This is a genomic window from Neisseria sp. P0021.S007 (genome assembly GCF_051956855.1).
This window is the reverse complement of sequence record NZ_JBQCXA010000580.1, coordinates 1-669: the sequence shown is the minus strand read 5'-3', so window position 1 is coordinate 669 and position 669 is coordinate 1. Positions and strand designations below refer to the sequence as shown.

The window sequence follows — 669 nt, the reverse complement described above, 5'->3', positions numbered from 1 at the left end:
CCTTCGGCCTCGTTGAAAAAATGCGCAAACCGCCAGTGTTGTCACAAAACAACGGTGCGCTTGAACGCAGCAAAGCCGCCTACCGCTACCACATCGGTAAAGGCGACGTATTGAACATCATGGTCTGGGCGCACACCGACCTCAATTCGCCCGTACAACAAAGCAACCCGCAAACCAACCAAGTCAGCCGCGGCGCATGGGTGGACGAAGGCGGCTACATCACCTATCCGCTGGTCGGCAAAATCCAAGCGCAAGGCAAAACCATAGACGAGCTGCAAAACATCCTGACAGGTCGTCTGAAACGTTATCTTAAAAATCCCCAAGTTACCATCAACGTAACCGAATTCCGCTCGCAACGCGTATCTGTTGCCGGGGCGGTCGGACAAGCCGGACAACTGCCGATTACCAACGTCCCCATGACCATCCTTGATGCCGTCAACCAAGCGGGCGGCGTGGCGCAAAATGCCGACACCCACCACATCAAATGGACGCACAACGGCGTTGACCGCACCATTTCCCTGCAAAGCATCATGCAGTACGGCGACATGTCGCAAAACCACCTCTTAAGCAACGGCGACATCGTTTACGTGCCGAACAACAGCAACAGCAAAGTGTACGTTATGGGCGAAGTCGGCCGCCAAGCCACCCTGCCTATCGGCAACCACGGTC

At 55.6% G+C, this 669-nt stretch carries 1 protein-coding gene; it reads left to right on the top strand.

What is annotated here, in order from left to right:
- Positions 1-669: polysaccharide biosynthesis/export family protein (locus ACTHUR_RS14735; protein WP_440399338.1), on the top strand; the 669-nt coding region annotated here is incomplete at both ends.